Genomic DNA, 15,007 nt, shown 5'->3' on the forward strand with positions numbered 1-15,007 from the left:
GAATCGAAGATTCTAGCAGGACTCAGTTTGCTATCAAATATATTTTATTGAGCGCTAAATATGAAAAAGCCCCGGATGTTCCCAGGGCTTTTATTCTTGTAACTCTGATCAGAAGTCACGCTTTACGCGGAAGGGCCTTGCCATTGGTCTTCGGATGAGATGGTCTTGGCGTAGCCATTGTTATACGAGAGCACGCGGCCTTTGGGGTCTGTGCGGGTATAGACAACTTCAATACCAATATCGAAGTCTTTAATGGGCGACCAGATCAGGTTGGAACCAACGCGCCATTCTGCCGTATCAACGAAGCCGACGTTGTAATTTCCAAGGACAGCATCATTAAAGACGCTTGAGCCGTTGCGGTCGTAGTCGATTTTCATATATGAGGCATAAACATTCTGACGGATGGATGGTGTCCAGTAGTGGAGCAGATCAATCATGGCAGACCAGCCTTTGGTCTTTTTGATGCTGCCATTAGCGCCCATCACGGCATCAGCTATCGGGATGTTCACATTCTCATGGAATGCATAGTTGCTGGCACCGATATAGCTGAGGGCACCTTCTGTATAGGCAACTTCAGCCCATAACTCGTCACCTGCTGCAATGAAGGGCAGGTTCAGCTTGACTGCACCTTTAACCGCATAGCCGTATTTCGTGTCACGCGTATTGGTGACGGGGTCATCAACCCGTCCAGCATAACGGGAATATGATGGACGAACCTGATGTAATGCGGCTGCCAACTGAGCTCCACCCCAGCTCTGGTTGACCATGAGAGACCCAACAAAATCAGGTGCACTTTGGCCTGCTGAATCGTACCCGACATTGGTGTAGGTGTATTTATAATCACCGTCGTAAGCGACACCTGTAAATTTCTTATACATGCGGCGCTCTTCACCATCTTCGATCGCAGCGGTCAAAGACCAGCCGTTTCCAAAGTTAAACGTATAGCCAAGGGCTTGTGTTTTAGCATCAGAGCTTCGGATTGGTGTGTAATTGTAGTTGTTCGCGTAGAAGTCAAAGAAAGATTGAATCCGCCCCGCTGTCAGACCCGCAAACTGGATATAGGCGTATTCCAGACTGGCACCCTTACCAGTGCCAGTGCCCATTGTGTGGGTGCCAGAGTTCAGCCATGCAGCATCACCGTGAATGAGCTGATAACGCAGATAAGCGCGGGCCATTCCGTAAGGTGTATTGGTGCGGACATCTAGGTTAAAACGTGTCAGGGCGCCAAAGCCCATGGAGTCAGAGTTTCTTTTGTAGGACTGCTGAACAACAGTTTCAGCGTTCACACGTCCACTGATCTGGACACAGGTGTCCGACCCCGGGATATAAAAAAAGCCCTGACCATGGTTAGAGCAAACCCGTACATATTCACCAGGTGCTGATTTAACCGCTGGCAGATCAGCCGCATAAGCTGAAAAACCTGCAAGAGCAGTTGCGGAACTTAAGCTAAGTAATAGACCGTGTTTAAACATTCTACCCCCTCCTAGACTTAGAGAATTTTCTTCTGGCAAATGGGGGGAGGTAAAACAATCTTAGATATAATTAGAAAAACATTTTACAAATTTTAGTTGTATTTCAGTGACATGAGACAATTTGTCATTTCTGTCTCCGCAAAGTGGTTTGAAATATAAGGAATAGTAAAATTTTTTATATTTTATTTTTTGAGTTCTTGATTTAGCGCAAGAAAATAAAACGACATCTTATTGCTGAATTTTAAGCATTGAGGAGGACGTTTGAGGTGGAGTAAGCCATAAAAAAGAATAATACATGGTCCTATGACTGTTCCTGCCTAAAGCGTGACCTATCTTACTCTTAACCCCGCATTTTCAGTGACATATCGGGGAGAGAGGAACGTCATATGAGTGCAACACTTATTAATCTTGTTATTCAGCTTCTTTCAGGTGCAGCCGGTGGTAATGCGCTTGGTAATATTCTGAAGCAGTTTAACCTTGGCCCGCTTGGCAATACAATTGCAGGTGCGCTTGGTGGTGCTGGCCTTGGCCAGATGCTGCCGTCAATTCTGGGTAGCCTTGCCTCTAGTGGTGTTGATGTTGGTTCTGTTGCAGCCAATTCAGGTATTGATCTGGGCTCTCTGGTTAGCTCGGTTGTTGGAGGTGGCGCTGGTGGTGCTGTGCTGACGCTTATTGCAGGTGCAATTGCCAAGGCCCTGAAGCAGCAATAATCTCTGAGACTATTATAAAGACCCGCCTTTGGCGGGTCTTATTTATTTAAGTTTTTATTTGAAGAAAAAGTCATTTGAATATTTGGCTGAGTCTTTTTTATGGAGGCTCTCATGCCCGGTACAATTCTTGTATGGGTTGGTGTTGCCGTTATTATCGGTGTCATTTATGCCTTAATCAAACAATTCGAAACGCGGCTAGTGCTTATTGTTGCTGGTCTGGTGATGTGTACCGTTGCCGGGGATCCATTTCTCGCGTTAACAGAGTTTTCCAAAAATATGGTGCTCGTCACACTCGTGCAAACCATCCTTGCTGTCATGGGGTTTGCCTGTGTCATGAAGGTGACCAAGTGTGATGCGCATCTGATCAATCTGCTGGTTGGGTTATTGTCGAGTGTTCGGTTCATTCTTGTGCCCGCTGCAATGATTGTCACAGCTTTCATCAATGTCTCGTTGCCCAGCGCGGCGGGGTGTGCTGCTGCTGTTGGTGCTATTCTCATCCCCTTGATGATCTCGCTTGGCGTAAGACCAGCAATGGCGGCCGCTTCCGTGATGGGGGGAACATTTGGCAGCATGTTGTCGCCCGGGTTGTCTCATAATGCCTATATTGCTGAGAAACTGATGAGCACAGATGTTATCCATGTCATTGCTGTTCATTATTGGGCTGATATCGTATGCATTCTGGTTGGTGCAGTTGTTCTTGGTAGTGTTGCCGTTTTCCTGAAAGAGAACAAGGGTTATGTACCAGATGCAGACCATACGGTTTTAAAGCTAGAGCGGCCAAATATTATCTATGCAATGGTGCCATTGGTACCCGTGTTTCTGCTGATTTCCAGCGCATATCTGGGTGCCCCCGATGCGCCTGAATGGGCGAAGAGTACTCTTAGTAATATGCCATGGCTGAATAAACTCCCTGTGCCCATTGCTATGTTTATCGGTGCTATTCTTGGGGTGGCTGTGACACGTTCCAATCCATCTCAATGTGTCAAAGAGTTCTTTGACGGAATGGGAAATGCGTATGCTTCCATTTTGGGGATTATCATAGCAGCCGGTGTCTTTGTTGCCGGGATGAATGCTGTCGGGCTTGTGGATGCCTTCATTGAAATTCTTAAGAATGCCGGGAGTGCTGCACGCTGGGCGGCTGCTTTCGGGCCATTTCTTCTGGCTGTCATTACCGGTTCGGGGGATGCAGCGGCTCTGGCTTTTAATGCCGCTGTTTCGCCCCATGCCGAAAAATTTGGAATGACAGTTCCACATCTTGCAAGCCTTGCAACACTTGCAGGTACGTTAGGGCGGACAATGTCACCTCTTGCTGGTGCTGCAATTGTCTGTGCCGGGATTGCTGGTGTTAATCCGCTGGAAATTGCCAAGCGACAGGCCCCGGGAATGATTATCTGCCTGTTTGTTGCAATTTTGATGTTGCAGTAACATGCCTGAATAAGTGTGAGGTTGTCATGACGGACGTTATCGCAGAAAAGGTTGCAAGGCTTCTTCCCGCAATGATTGTGCAAAGACGTGATCTGCATAAGCATCCTGAGCCTGGCTGGACGGAATTCCGAACCTCGGCAATTATCAGTAAACGTCTGTCAGAACTCGGCTACAAACTCACGCGTGGCAAAGATGCAGTTGTCAAAGACAGCATGATGGGTGCCCCGTCCGACGCAGCCCTGAAACAAGAGCAGGAGCGCGCAATCCGGCAAGGTGCTGATCCCGAGTTAGTCCGTGATATGGAAGGCGGTCTCACAGGTCTATGGGCTGATATGGAATTCAAGGGAGGCAAGGGGCCAAAGTTTGCTCTGCGCTTTGATATGGATTCTAATGACGTCATAGAGACAGAGGATCCAGAGCACCGCCCGAATAAGGAGGGTTTTGCATCTGTTAATCATGGGGCCATGCACGCCTGCGGACATGATGGACATGTTTCCATCGGGCTGGCCGTTGCCGAGCTTCTGGCTGATATGAAAGATGAACTGAAGGGTTCTGTGCGTCTGATCTTTCAACCAGCTGAAGAGGGTGTGCGTGGGGCTGGGCCGATGGTTGATGCCGGCTGTGTCAAAAACGTTGATATTATCGTCGGCACCCATATCAGTTTTCAGGCCGATAAAACCGGTATGATTATCTGTGGGACACGTGGCTTCCTTGCGACGACAAAATGGGATGTCGATTTTACAGGTAAATCAGCCCATGCCGGTGCGGCGCCTCATGAGGGGAAGAATGCACTTCTTGCAGCCTGTGCCGCCACCACAAACATGCATGCTATTGCCCGCCATGGTGATGGCATAACCCGCATTACTGTCGGAAGGCTTGAGGGCGGGCAGGGCAGAAATATTATTCCGGCCCATGCTCATCTCGCTATGGAGACCCGTGGCTTGACCAGTGAGCTCGATGATTACATGACAGGTGAATGCCGCCGGATTATTGAAGCCGCTGCGCTGATGTGGGATTGCTCTTACAATATCAAAGTGATGGGCGGCACCAAGAGTGGTGAGCCAACGCCGGATATGGTTGAGCAGGCCATGAAGGTTGCCACTTCAATGCCTGCTTTTACTGAGGTAGTTGGAATAAAAGATTTCGGAGCCAGTGAAGATTATTCACATATGATGTCTGCCGTGCAGGCTAATGGTGGCAAAGGAATTTATGTACAGGTTGGATCAACCCGAACAGCAGGCCATCACAATGATCACTTCGACTTTGAAGAGAATGATATGGTTGTGGCAGCAGAATTCCTCGTCAAACTTGTGAGGTCGTACCTTGGATAATCAGAGATCAGGCAAAATCTGTGCCGAGATCTCCCATTCCAGGGACAAGATGCTCACGCAAGACATTATTTCCCTGTTTCAGGGCAATCCGTTGCCTTGGATAAACAAGTAAAGCCTGCTCGTAAGCGGCTAAAGCCACATTGTAGTTTGTAATGGCTGCTATGACTTCAAGCGCCTCTGTGCCGTCACGTGTGCGCAGAGAGATGATGAAGGTGGTATCTGTTTGATTGAGCTGCTTATTCATGGTCATGATCTGGAGCAGTCCTTTCAATTCTCAAGGCCTAAAGATAAGCCTTTCTGAGCCTTCGTGTCATGAGGGTTGCGATAAAAGCCGCGATTGCCCCGATGAAACCCGATAGTAATACATACGCGGGAACGGTCGATACCATCATGTAACAGGCTACTGTATAGAGTGAGCAACTCAACAGGGCCAATAATAGATAAAACTGCCATTCTTCACGAAACTGTTTCCAGAGCGGGTAGGATATAAGCCCGGTGATAATGGCAGGGAGTAGGCCTAAAATATAGCTACTAAATAGTACACGTACACTCAGATTGAAGGCCTGCAGCAGAGCCTCGGCTGGGCTCATATAAAAACTGGAGACAATGAGTGCCAACACAAACAGAAGAAAGTTGGCAATGGCCGGGATGATGATTGCGTAGGAAATACAATGCTCAATCAGCCATTGAAGGCGTGAAGGCTTCCGTGGTTGAGGCGGGGGGCTTGCAGGAACTTCTGTCATAACCACCTCCGGCCAATGATCGGGGTAAGCTTCAGGCTGACGAGTGATGCAATGGCTGATATGAAACCAAGAATAAGTGCGATTGCGACAGATTCCTCGTTGATGCTGGCAAACTGAAATAGGAACCATATCATGGCAATGATCCACGCTACGATGGCGACAAGAGCTGTGTAACGGGCGCTTTTAAAGTCATACTTCAGAAGTCTGACCGCGCACAGGCCAATGAGCCCCGCTGGTATGGAGGTATTGCTATAGGCAACTTTAAGCAAAGCGAGGGGCCACTCTCTCCAATAGGCGATTGTGGCCTCAAGGTATTGCCCTGCAGTTTCCTGATTGCCTGTCTTGAACACAATATAGAACAGGCTGATTGCTCCAAAAACCAGAATGCTGGCGATCAGAGGGAACAGAAGAGCAAAGATAACAGCATAGACAAAATAGGTGCCTGTCGTGCTGTCTTGGTTTGACTGTGTTGCGGGAAGCTGTTCGTTCGCCATACTTGATTAGGCCTGCCTGTTATATCATCTGAATGTCCTATCTATCCAAAAGGGTGCCGGTGATCAATTGGCATGTTTGGAGTAGTTGGGAAATAAAGTTGAGATTGCTCAACTGATTAATCAGACATTTCTACTTTATCTTACGAGAATGGAGGATAAAAAGCGTGCCGTTTCCAGTGGTAAAGTCTGATTATCATCCATCTTGTGACTGCCTGGATCTCATGCGATTTTGTTTTGGTCGCTAAGAGGTTTAACGGGCAGAGACATTACCGTCGAACGTAGTCATTCCTGATATTTTGTGCAGGATTTAAGCAGGCATACAAAAACCGCCGCTGAAGTTGCGGCGGTTTGATATTCATCTCAAACAGGTTCGTCCTTCTTTGGGACTGCCCGTTTCTTTACCTCGTCATCCATCAGCTCATACCACATGGCATTGAGCACAGCGAAAGCAGCTGCGAGCGGTAGGCCGAGAATCCATGCGAAATACCACATTTCGTTTTCCTTTCCGCTTAGTAGCTATGATCACCAGGATCAATCATCTTCTGGTCCACTTTGCCCCACAGCACATGATAAACGTAGCTGGTGTAGGCGAGGATAATGGGCAGGAAGATGACGGTCACAACAAGCATGATGAACAGCGTCATATGGCTTGAGGATGTATCCCAGACTGTCAGGCTCGAGTGTGGATCAATCGAAGAAGGCAGAATAAACGGGAACATTGACAGGCCAACTGTTGATATAATGCCGAAGATCGACAGACTGCTGCAAAGAAGTGCCGAAACTTCTCCTCTGGTTTTAAGCAAAATGGCAGCGCCAAGAGCTCCAATAAAACCAAGGGCAGGGCCAATCCATATCCATGGACGGATATCATAGCTTGAAAGCCATGCGCCATGCTCAGCCATGGCTGTTTTCAGCAGTGGGTTGGACGGTCCAAGAGGTTCAACAGTACTGGTAATACGGTAGCCCATAGGTTCCAGTAACCAGCCAGCCAAGGCAAAAAGAACGATTGTCAGCAAAGCGGCAACAGCACCGTAGTTTCTGGCGCGTTGGGCAATATTGCCATCCGTTTTGAGAGCCAGCCATGTCGCACCGTGTGTCACCAACATTGTAACGGATACCAGACCGCAAAGGATGGCATAAGGATTCAGGAGGCCAAAGAATGTGCCTTCATAGTAAACCCTGAGGTCTGGATCAAAGCGGAAGGGGACACCCTGCAGCACATTGCCAATGGCAACACCAAAGATCAGGGCGGGAACAAAGCCACCGATAAACAGGGCCCAATCCCAGGCTGAACGCCAGCGGGTATCTTCAAGTTTACTACGATATTTAAAGCCAACAGGTCGCAGGATAAGCGCGAACAGGATGGCAAACATCGCCAGATAGAAGCCGGAGAAGGATACTGCGTAAAGCGGTGGCCAGGCCGCAAAAATGGCACCACCGGCAAGGATCAACCAGACCTGGTTACCTTCCCAGACTGGCCCGACGGTATTGATGACAATACGGCGTTCCATATCATTGCGGGCAACAAATGGCATCATGGTACCGACCCCAAGGTCGAAGCCATCGGTTAAGGCAAAGCCAATCAGGATAACGCCGAGTAAAGCCCACCAGATCAGGCGCAGGATGTCATAGGAAATCAGTTCATGTAAAATCATAGCATCACTCCGTTGGCATGGTTGCGGCCAGAAGTGGCACAGAAGATTGCTTGTCTAGCTGAGGCCCATGGCGAATAGCCCTGAGCATAAGGCCCATCTCAACAATAAAGAGAATTGTGTAGATGATGATAAAGCCAATAAGGGTCAGGAGCACGGTTGATGCGCCAAGAGTCGAGACAGCGGCGGCTGTTGGTAGAACACCTTCAATAATCCACGGCTGCCGTCCAAGTTCAGCAACGATCCAGCCCAGTTCCGCTGCCAGCCAGGGAAGGGGAATGGAGATAACCGCAAGCTTGAGTAACCATTGATGCTTATCAAGCTGCCGCCTTGCGGATAGCCAGAAGAAGACACCCATCATAAGGATAAAATAGAAGCCAAGACCGACCATGACCCGGAAGGACCAGAACAATGGCAGAACGGGTGGAACCGTATCCCAAGCCGCCTTATCAATCTGCTCTGGTGTTGCCTGACGTGGATCATCAACATAACGCTTGAGCAGAAGGGCATAGCCGAGCTTCTGACCATTTTCCTCAAAAGCTTCTTTGAGGAATGGATCAATAGTGCTGCTTTTGGCTTCACGGATTTTCTGCAACGCATCAAAGGCTTTTATTCCGCTCTGAATATTTCCCTTGGCGTTTTCAACCAGCTCTTTGATGCCTGGTATCTCTTCCGTCAGGGAGCGTGTCGCAATCAGCCCCATCGCCATCGGAATTTTGACAGCATAATGGGTTTCACGATCTTCCAGACTTGGGAAACCGATCAGGTTGAAAGAAGCGGGTGCGGGTTCTGTCTCCCACATACCTTCCATTGCTGCTAGTTTCATCTTCTGGCTTTCATTGGCGAGATAGCCGCTTTCATCACCCAGAACGACAACGGATAGTGAGGCGGCCAAACCAAAGGCTGCCGCAACTGTCATAGAGCGTTTGGCAAGCTCTGCATGCCGGCCTTTAAGAAGGTACCATGCAGATACACCCAGAACGAAGAATGAGGCGGTTACATAACCCGCAGATACGGTATGAACAAACTTTGCCTGTGCAACCGGATTGGTGAGCACCGCTCCGAAGTCCGAAACTTCCATGCGCATGGTGAGCGGGTTGAAGGCTGAACCAACCGGATTCTGCATCCAGCCATTGGCAATCAATATCCAGAGTGCTGAGAAGTTCGAGCCAATTGCCACGGCCCATGCTGTTATCAGATGGGCGACTTTGGACATTCGGTCCCAGCCGAAGAAGAATAGCCCGACAAAGGTCGCCTCAAGAAAGAAGGCCATCAGTCCTTCAATAGCCAGTGGAGCACCAAAGATGTCACCGACGTAATGGCTGTAATAGCTCCAGTTCATGCCGAACTGGAATTCCATGACGATGCCGGTTGAGACACCCAAAACAAAGTTGATGCCGAAGAGGGTTCCCCAAAACTTTGTCATCTGTCGCCAGATGGTGCGGCCGGTCATAACATAGACCGTCTCCATAATAGCAACCAGAACAGATAGACCAAGAGTGAGGGGAACGAATAAGAAGTGGTAGAGTGCCGTTATAGCAAATTGCCATCGAGAGAGAGCAACGATATCGAATTCCATGTCGGTCTCCAGATATTGCCCCCCAGCATATTTTGGTGATTATAGACAGATATTTACGGAAAGAGTACAGAATATTTTCCTTAGGAGGAGAATAAAATGATCACATCTTCTTGATCAGCTTATTTTCAGGCTAGAAAACATCTTTTTGAAGTCAGCATTATCTTTTGTGAGATCAGAAATAATCTGACCGTCTTTCATTACAATAATTCGGTCTGCCAGTGCTGCTTCACGTTGAATATGGGTCGCAATCAGCAGTGTTTTATCAGATACTAGGGTTTTGATTTGATTCAGAACATCTTGAGCTGTTTTGTGATCAAGGCTTTCTGTTGGTTCATCAAAAATCCAGAATGGGGTATTCCTGAGCATCATTCTGGCAATTACGAGCCGTCTTCCCTGTCCACCAGACAGACCAAGTCCGCCTTCACCGAGCATTGTATCAAGCTGGTGGGGTAATTTTCTGATGTCTTTTGCCAAGCCTGCTGCCTCAAGGGCATCCCAGAGCAAATCATCAGAGGCTTTCGGATTCGCAAGTTTCAGGTTCTCGCGTATGGTATCGCGAAAGAGTTCTGTCTTTTGGGGCAGACGTGTGCGTGCAATGGCTTCAACGGTACCGGATGAGGGTGAAATTTCACCAGTAATCAGATTAATCAGCGTAGATTTTCCAGAGCCGCTGCTACCGACAAGCGCAACACGTTCACCACGATTTATCCTGAGGGAGAGCCCTTTAAAAACAGGTTCGGCTGCAATTTCATAGCCTGCTGTTACATTCTGTAGGCATAGGGCTGTTTCGCCATCAGGCGCGTTAACTGGCTGACTGACGGCTGAAGAGGAGAGACGTGGGGCAATGCGGCTGGCAGCCAGCATGGTGCGGCCAAGCTCAAGGGCTCCACGGCGTAACCCTGAAAAGGGCTCCATTGCAGATAAGGTCATTAAAACAGCAAGAGTTGCAACCGGGACCGAGATAGCCTGTGCGTCTACCAGGGCGGCCACTGTCAATAAGGTTGCGCTTAAGGCAATGGCCGTTGCAATTGTGAAGACAGCAGTCGTGGCTGTTTCAATCCGATTAAAACGATCATCTGCCGCAGCCAGATAAGCGTCAGCCTTTACAATAGCTGAGCACTGCATTTTCAGTTTGTCCGCAATGGCCAGTTCCGTTTGCCCTGATACGAGATCAATCGTTCTTGCCCGCAAGGCTTCCATTCCATAACTGCGGCGACGGGCCGTTCTGCTTGCTGAGGAGGAGGCGAGAGTGGGGGCCCCAAAGCCAATTAATAAAAACCAAAGTGCTAATGCCAGAGCTAAAAGAGGCGATACAAACAAAGCTATGACAAGGGCGCAAAGAAGTGTCGCAGCCAAAGCGGCTCCGATTGGTACGAGTATGCGCAGATAAACAGAATCCAGAGCGTCAGTATCGACAGTCAGTCGGAACAGTAGGGTTGCAGGGCGCTTCAGAAGTATCCGGGCAGCCCCCGGTTCAGCCCACCCTCTGAATAGTTTTTCGCGTAAATCAGCCAGAGTACTGAGTGTTGCATCATGCGTTGTCAGGCGCTCACCGTAACGTGCTGCAGTTTTGACGATTGCAAGCAGGCGGATCACACTTGAGGGCACGAATGAGTTGAACGATACGGCTGTTGCAACAGTCAGTCCCGCAATGGCCGTTGCTGAAATAAACCAGCCGGAAATACCAAGCAATGCAAGGCCTGAGAGAGCTGTCAGGGCGGCAAGCAGCATTCCGATGCTGAGCATATTACGATGCCTTGCAAAGAAGAGCCTGAGGATGATGAGAAGGTTCTGCCATTGTTTTTTAGAGTGGTGGCGTTTCATGGTTTTGCCTCCAGCCTGATGACACGATCCATTTTTGAGGCCAGCTGCTCATCATGTGTTGCCACAATAAGTGTTCTGTTTTCTGCCAGTTTCAGAAGGTTTTTTGTAACTTCCTCAGCTGTTGCAGTATCCAGATGTGCTGTAGGTTCATCCGCAAGGACAAGATGGGTATCACCATCTGCCATTGCACGGGCTAATGCCAGCCGGAGGGCTTCTCCACCTGACAAACCGGCACCGCCTTCACCAATTGCGCCATTATGATTAGCAACCACAAAACTTAGGGCGGCCTGTTCGATTGCCAGATCAATATCAGTATTGCTGATTTCTTTACGACCAAGACGAATGTTAGATTTCAATGTTCCAGAGAAAAGGTGAGGCTTCTGGCCAACCCACGCCATACTTTGTCTGAAGGCATTTGCCGTCTCATCAGAGAGCTCTGTACCATTGACAGAAACCTTACCTGAATCAACAGAAACAAGTCCGGCTAAAATCGCAAGCAATGTCGACTTTCCCGAACCACTTGGCCCAAGAAGCGCCAGTTTCTCACCCGGGCGGACTGTCAGGGAATAATTCTCAAAAACCGGGATATTTGTTCGTTGATGCTGGAAATGAATGTTTTGAATCAAAACTTCAGGAGGTGATGATAATTTATTGTTTTTGCTTTGCTTATCACTATGCAGAATTTTCAGATTATGCATTGCCAATCTATCAAGAGCTGCAATCCCGGCCTTGCCGCTGGCGCGGTCATGCCATGCTGCCGACAGCTCTTGAAGCGGTTCAAAAAAGGCTGGTGCAAGTAAAAGAATAAAGAGGCCTTGTCCCAAAGTCAGCTTGGTCCCCCATGCGCCATACGTAATATCACCAAGCAGCTGGAAGCCGACGTATACGGCAACCATGGCAACCCCAAGTGCCGAGAAAAATTCCAGCGTTGCGGAAGACAGAAAAGCGATGCGCAGAACAATCATGGTTTTCTGTTTGAGTGTTTCTGCAGCCGTTCGAAACCGTATGGCTGTTGCATCAACGGCATCAAGGGAGCGGATTGAATTGAGCCCCCGGAGCCGGTCTAACAGAAACGCATTCATGGAACCGACTTCTATCATCTGCTCTTCACTGGCCTTTTTCGCTCTGAAACCAATCAGAGCCATGAAGACAGGGATCAATGGGGCACAGAAGATCAAGATCAGCGCCGCGAGCCATGAATGCCAGCTGACACAAAGCAATATGGCAGAGGGAATAATGACAAGCTTGTATTTTACGGGCGAGAAGCGTTGCAGAAACGGCAGAATAGCCTCTGTCTGCTCTGCAATAATACTTGCTGCTGTACCCGAAGGTGGTTTTTGGGTGTCGAGAGGAGACCGGTGCGCCAAGACTTCGGCAGTCGCAGCCCGAAGACGTGAAATGGCATGTCGGGCAGTTTTGAAGATGATGCGAGAGCCAATCATATCAATGAAGGCACGAAGGATGCCTAATGCCAGAACGGAAAGAGCAGGTAAGACGACTTCATTAAAATGACCATCTGATGCCAGCCGATGAATAGCGTAGGCAATAAGACCAGCCTGTAACAGCCAAATCAGTGAGGCAGTTGATTGCAACAGACTACCTGTTCTGAGCCCCGGTAAATTGGACAGGATGGGCTTGGTAAAACTGGAAGATATTGAATTTGCAACCGATACTGTGCTCACCGAAGCCTCATCAGCTTCTGCTGGTGTCTCTTGTCTGGCCGATGCAGCATCCATGATTCTTGTCCGTAACCATTCCTCTACAAGGGTAGACATGCAGGCCATATTGAACAGCACGTTCCCGATGATAGGCAGGTGATAAGGCAAAGTTGAGCGGGCGACAACCATCTCACAAAAAATTGCTTTCAGATTTCGCAAGCAGGTTTGTGAGGTCTGAAGTGAAAGCCTGACAGACTATCCTAGGAAACAAATAATTGAGCTCTATTTTCCGATTGTGGCGCTTTCACCTCTGCGTGCAGCGCCCATTGTGTTGTTCAGCACTGAGCAAAAGGACATATCGTCCGAGGCTGGTAATGAAAAATTTCTATGAAAGGGAACACCAATGACGGAAAATATGTCTGATCCTATGCCGGAGTTTTCGAAACTGGACCGTTCCATCCGCATGAGAGGTATATCTTCTCTGTTGGCCAGTAACTGGTGGGCTGTTGCGCTGCGTGGGCTGTGTGCCATCATTTTTGGCCTGATTGCGCTATTCATTGCACCTGCTGCGATTCTCTCGGTCGTTTATCTTGCCGGTGCCTATATGCTGGTTGGCGGTATCTTTGGCCTCATCAGTGCGTGGCGGGCAGCGCAGGCTGATCAACGCTGGGGCTGGCTGACATTTGAAGGCATCATCAATATTCTGGCTGCTATGGTGGCCTTCTTCTGGCCATTTGCGACTGCTCTTGCCTTTATTTTTATGTTGGCTGCATGGTCGATAGTAAGTGGTATCTTCATGCTAGCTGCCGCTTTCCAGTATCAGGGGGATGGTAAGGGCTGGCTTATTCTGAGCGCTCTTGTCTCCGTAATTTTTGGTATTATTCTCTTTGTCTCTCCAATGGTGAGTGCTGTTGTGCTGACATGGTGGGTTGGTATTTATGCCGTTATTTTCGGAATTGGCATTATTATTCTGGCCTTCAAATTGCGCAAATTGAATACTCAGCTTTAAGTTTGCCTTGTATGAGTTGACTGCCTGAACATTTTTTAATGTATCGGGCAGTTAATTTTCTTGCTGCTCTGGTATTATTTTGCCTTAATTCCCATGTATCTTTCAACATGCCCGGGTTCTCGAAGCGCCGGGTGAACAGATAGCTTGGGGTTAAACCGTATGGACCGTTTGAAAAAAGCCTTTCTTGCCGCTGCGACTCTCGGCATAGCAGGAGCTATTGCTTTTGTTGCGCTGGTTTTTATTGGAGGCGCTTTAGCTATCGCCGGAATTATCATTGCAGCGATGATTTTGGTTGGAGCTGTCATGTCCATGTTTGGCAAAAAGCCATTTGGCAGAAAAGGTGAGCCGCTAACGGTGATGTATACCCGGGTGGATGAAACGGATTATCGGTCAAATGGCCGCTGATTGATAAAATTCCCGTTGCCGAATAAAAAAAGCCCCCTGAGAAGGGGGCTTAATTTTTCCGGATGTGATCACTTAGTTTGTTGTGATCGGGTCGAAGCGTGTCAGACCACGGAAGAGCTGGCCAACAAAGTTCTGTTCAACACCAGCTGCTGGTGTGCTGCGGCTGATGAAGTCGAATACAACACCATCCTGCAGGCCATAGAGTGCAGTACGCTCAACGCGCATGGCTGAATTGAAGTAAATTGCCGTTACACGACGGTCATCAGTCTTCTCAGGCAAAAACTGGGCTTTGCGATGAGAGTTTTCACTGATGTAGTACCAAGTCTTGTTACCGACAGTGGAAACAGTTGATGGTGTACCAAGCGTATGAAGAACCTGCTCGGCACTCGTACCCTTTTTAACGCTTGCGAGGGCTGCTTCATCGAGGATATATCCGCGCTGATAGCTTTCTCCAATCTTCGAGCAGCCAGCTAGAGCCAAGCCCATAACGGCAGCAACAGCAAGACGTGCGATAGCAGAACGGTTACGACGGATCATCTTTTATTCCCTGCGCTAACATTTAAAAACATATTCGCCAGCCCCGGCAGGCGAATTAAGATGCGGCATTATAAATTCCCTTGAAAGCAATTTCTATGCCTTTGAGCATTTTTCAGTTGGATGACAACTTATTTAAAGCTCGAATTGATACATAGAAACAAATTGTGG

15 protein-coding genes are annotated in these 15,007 nt (G+C 48.6%); 5 read left to right on the forward strand and 10 right to left on the reverse strand.

Annotation, left to right across the window (positions count from 1 at the left end; all coding sequences use genetic code 11):
- Positions 1-122: 122 nt before the first annotated feature.
- Positions 123-1,472 carry a porin gene (locus tag WJT86_RS06145; protein WP_346336645.1) on the reverse strand — a complete coding sequence of 450 codons (1,350 nt, stop codon included), beginning with the start codon at positions 1,470-1,472 and terminating at the stop codon, positions 123-125.
- A gap of 386 nt (positions 1,473-1,858) precedes the next feature.
- On the opposite strand from WJT86_RS06145, the gene WJT86_RS06150 reads away from it, so the two are divergent.
- The 3 genes from WJT86_RS06150 (at position 1,859) to WJT86_RS06160 (ending at position 4,938) form a co-directional block, all read left to right on the forward strand.
- Positions 1,859-2,182 carry a hypothetical protein gene (locus tag WJT86_RS06150; RefSeq protein ID WP_346336646.1) on the forward strand — a complete coding sequence of 108 codons (324 nt, stop codon included), beginning with the start codon at positions 1,859-1,861 and terminating at the stop codon, positions 2,180-2,182.
- Positions 2,183-2,293: 111 nt separating this feature from the next.
- Positions 2,294-3,607 carry a C4-dicarboxylate transporter DcuC gene (gene dcuC / locus WJT86_RS06155; protein ID WP_346336647.1) on the forward strand — a complete coding sequence of 438 codons (1,314 nt, stop codon included), beginning with the start codon at positions 2,294-2,296 and terminating at the stop codon, positions 3,605-3,607.
- A 26-nt stretch (positions 3,608-3,633) separates the two neighbouring features.
- Positions 3,634-4,938, forward strand: coding sequence for an amidohydrolase (locus WJT86_RS06160; RefSeq protein WP_346336648.1), 1,305 nt, complete (start codon positions 3,634-3,636; stop codon positions 4,936-4,938).
- Positions 4,939-4,945: 7 nt separating this feature from the next.
- Here WJT86_RS06160 and WJT86_RS06165 read toward each other — a convergent pair whose 3' ends face one another.
- The 8 genes from WJT86_RS06165 to cydD form a co-directional block, all read right to left on the reverse strand.
- Positions 4,946-5,188: a hypothetical protein gene (locus tag WJT86_RS06165; protein ID WP_346336649.1), complete on the reverse strand. Its 243-nt coding sequence runs from the start codon at positions 5,186-5,188 to the stop codon at positions 4,946-4,948.
- 31 nt (positions 5,189-5,219) lie between these two features.
- Positions 5,220-5,681: a hypothetical protein gene (locus WJT86_RS06170; RefSeq protein ID WP_346336650.1), complete on the reverse strand. Its 462-nt coding sequence runs from the start codon at positions 5,679-5,681 to the stop codon at positions 5,220-5,222.
- Positions 5,678-6,175, reverse strand: a complete 498-nt coding sequence (locus WJT86_RS06175) for a hypothetical protein (protein WP_346336651.1) — start codon at positions 6,173-6,175, stop codon at positions 5,678-5,680. The genes WJT86_RS06170 and WJT86_RS06175 overlap by 4 nt, the downstream gene beginning before the upstream one ends.
- A gap of 360 nt (positions 6,176-6,535) precedes the next feature.
- Positions 6,536-6,667, reverse strand: coding sequence for a cytochrome bd-I oxidase subunit CydX (gene cydX, locus WJT86_RS06180; protein WP_346336652.1), 132 nt, complete (start codon positions 6,665-6,667; stop codon positions 6,536-6,538).
- A 17-nt stretch (positions 6,668-6,684) separates the two neighbouring features.
- Positions 6,685-7,830: a cytochrome d ubiquinol oxidase subunit II gene (cydB, locus tag WJT86_RS06185; protein ID WP_346336653.1), complete on the reverse strand. Its 1,146-nt coding sequence runs from the start codon at positions 7,828-7,830 to the stop codon at positions 6,685-6,687.
- A 4-nt stretch (positions 7,831-7,834) separates the two neighbouring features.
- Complete coding sequence (locus tag WJT86_RS06190) at positions 7,835-9,406, reverse strand: cytochrome ubiquinol oxidase subunit I (protein WP_346336654.1); 1,572 nt, start codon at positions 9,404-9,406, stop codon at positions 7,835-7,837.
- A gap of 114 nt (positions 9,407-9,520) precedes the next feature.
- The gene (gene cydC / locus WJT86_RS06195; RefSeq protein ID WP_346336655.1) at positions 9,521-11,230 is read right to left on the reverse strand and encodes a thiol reductant ABC exporter subunit CydC; all 1,710 of its coding nucleotides are present in this window, start codon (positions 11,228-11,230) and stop codon (positions 9,521-9,523) included.
- Positions 11,227-12,966: a thiol reductant ABC exporter subunit CydD gene (gene cydD, locus WJT86_RS06200; protein ID WP_346336656.1), complete on the reverse strand. Its 1,740-nt coding sequence runs from the start codon at positions 12,964-12,966 to the stop codon at positions 11,227-11,229. Before cydD ends, cydC begins: the two co-directional genes overlap by 4 nt.
- A 325-nt stretch (positions 12,967-13,291) precedes the next feature.
- On the opposite strand from cydD, the gene WJT86_RS06205 reads away from it, so the two are divergent.
- Both WJT86_RS06205 and WJT86_RS06210 read left to right on the forward strand, forming a co-directional pair.
- Positions 13,292-13,897, forward strand: coding sequence for an HdeD family acid-resistance protein (locus WJT86_RS06205; RefSeq protein ID WP_346336657.1), 606 nt, complete (start codon positions 13,292-13,294; stop codon positions 13,895-13,897).
- A 159-nt stretch (positions 13,898-14,056) separates the two neighbouring features.
- Positions 14,057-14,302 carry a hypothetical protein gene (locus tag WJT86_RS06210; RefSeq protein ID WP_346336658.1) on the forward strand — a complete coding sequence of 82 codons (246 nt, stop codon included), beginning with the start codon at positions 14,057-14,059 and terminating at the stop codon, positions 14,300-14,302.
- 72 nt (positions 14,303-14,374) lie between these two features.
- Here the strand turns inward: WJT86_RS06210 and WJT86_RS06215 are convergent, their stop codons facing one another.
- Positions 14,375-14,839, reverse strand: a complete 465-nt coding sequence (locus tag WJT86_RS06215) for an outer membrane protein assembly factor BamE (RefSeq protein WP_346336659.1) — start codon at positions 14,837-14,839, stop codon at positions 14,375-14,377.
- Positions 14,840-15,007 lie beyond the last annotated feature (168 nt).

This window comes from Hohaiivirga grylli, from assembly GCF_039655745.1.
GTDB classification, from domain to species: Bacteria; Pseudomonadota; Alphaproteobacteria; order Rhizobiales; family Beijerinckiaceae; genus Hohaiivirga; species Hohaiivirga grylli.